A 1825-nucleotide genomic window follows, 5' to 3' on the forward strand; every position below is an offset into this window, starting at 1 on the left:
GCGACGCGCTCCGGCTGGACCTGGGCACCTCCATCCGCACCGGCGCCTCGGTGTCCGCGACCATCGGCGGCCGGCTCGCCCTGACCGGGCAGCTGGTGGGGCTGGGGCTGGCGATCGCCGTGCTGCTGGGCGTCCCGGGCGGTGTCCTCGCGGCGCTGCGCCGGTACCGGGCCACGGACCGGGCCGTGCAGACCGCCTCGCTGATCGCCCTCTCCACCCCGGCCTTCGCGGGCGGCCTGGTGCTGATCTACGTCTTCTCGCTGATGCTCGGCTGGTTCCCCGCGTACGGCCCCGGCGCGGGCGGCGACCGGCTGCTCCACCTGGTGCTGCCCGCGGTGGCGCTGGCGCTGGGCGTCACGGCGGTGCTGCTCAAGCTGACCCGGGCGGCGGTGATCCGTGAGCTCGACAAGGAGCACGTGGTGTTCGCGCGCGCCCGCGGGGTCGCCGAGCGGCGGATCCTGGTCCACTACGTGCTGCGCGGCGCCCTGGTGCCGGTGCTCACCGGCGTCGGGCTGGTGGTGGCGTACCTGCTGGCCGGCACGGTGATGGTGGAGCAGGTGTTCGCGCTGCCCGGCCTGGGCTCGCTGCTGGTCGACTCGGTGACCTACCGCGACGTTCCGCTGGTCCAGGCGGAGGCGCTGCTGATCGCCGTGCTGGTCTGCCTGGCCGGACTCCTCACCGACCTCGCCCAGCCCCTGATCGACCCGCGCCTGCGCCCGGCCCCCGCCACGCCGCGCCGGCCGAAGGAGCGCCGATGACCTCCCCCCGTGCCCTCGGCCGCCCGCGCGGCCTGCGCGGCCTGCGGCCGCTGACGGCGCTGGCCGTCCTGGTGGCCTTCCTGCTGCTGGCGGCCTCCCTGTTCGGCCAGACGCTGCTGCCGCACTGGGACGCCCAGGACATCACCGCGGGCGCCCGGATGCCCGGCGGCGGTCACCTGCTCGGCACCGACGAGCTGGGCCGTGACATCGCCCAGATGGTGATCGCCGGCGCCCGGTCCACGCTGACCGGCGCGGCGCTGGTCGCCCTCGGCTCGATGGTGATCGGCAACGTCCTCGGCCTCCTCGCCGGGTACCTCGGCGGCTGGACCGACGTCCTGGTCCGCCGCTGGGCCGACCTGCTGCTGGCCGTGCCCGCGCTGCTGGTCACCCTGGTGGTGGCCGGCATCGGCGGCGGGGGCTGGGCGCTGGCCGTCTGCGCGCTGATCGTGCTGACCTCGCCGTCCGACATCCGCCTGGTGCGCACCGCCGCGCTGGAGCAGCGGCACCTGCCCTACGTGGAGGCGGCGGAGACGCTGGGGCTGCCCCGGCGCACGGTGATGCTGCGCCACATCTGGCCCAACACCCTGCCGGTGGTGGTCGCCAACACGCTGCTCAACTTCGCGGGCGCCGTGGTCTCGCTGAGCTCGCTGTCCTTCCTCGGCCTCGGCGTCCCGCCGGGCGCCCCGGACTGGGGCCGGATGCTCTCCGAGAACCGGAACCTGCTCTGGACCAACCCGAGCGCGGCGCTCGCGCCCGCCGTCCTCATCGTCCTCTCGGCCGTCGTGCTCAACCTGCTCGGCGACCGCGTCCTGGAGGCGTTCTCCAAGCGAGGCAAGTCGTGACCACCACCACCGCGGCCACCACCGCGTCCACCACCGCGCCCGAACCGCTCCTCGCGGTCGACGGCCTGTCCGTGGCCGTGGCCTCCGGGGCCCGCGCCCTCGTCGTGGACGGGGTGTCGCTGACCGTCGCGCCGGGCGAGTGCGTCGGCGTGGTCGGCGAGTCCGGCAGCGGCAAGTCGCTGACCATGCGGGCCGTCGCGGGCCTGCTCCCCGAGGGCCTGGACG

At 75.6% G+C, this 1825-nt stretch carries 3 protein-coding genes; all 3 read left to right on the plus strand.

Annotated elements, in window-relative coordinates; translation table 11 throughout:
* A partial coding sequence (locus tag HW445_RS29405) for an ABC transporter permease (protein ID WP_180223867.1) occupies positions 1-758 on the plus strand: 758 nt, incomplete at its 5' end.
* Positions 755-1600, plus strand: coding sequence for an ABC transporter permease (locus HW445_RS29410; RefSeq protein WP_180223868.1), 846 nt, complete (start codon positions 755-757; stop codon positions 1598-1600). The genes HW445_RS29405 and HW445_RS29410, both read left to right, overlap by 4 nt.
* On the plus strand, positions 1597-1825 hold a 229-nt coding region (locus tag HW445_RS29415), incomplete at its 3' end, for an ATP-binding cassette domain-containing protein (RefSeq protein ID WP_308800140.1). The genes HW445_RS29410 and HW445_RS29415, both read left to right, overlap by 4 nt.

This window comes from Streptomyces sp. UH6, from assembly GCF_013421635.1.
Classification (GTDB): Bacteria; Actinomycetota; Actinomycetes; order Streptomycetales; family Streptomycetaceae; genus Streptomyces; species Streptomyces abyssomicinicus.

What these genes read in the sequence shown, in the direction of transcription:
- HW445_RS29410 (WP_180223868.1), top strand. Translation starts at nt 755, where the DNA reads ATGACCTCCCCCCGTGCCCTCGGCCGCCCGCGCGGCCTGCGCGGCCTG.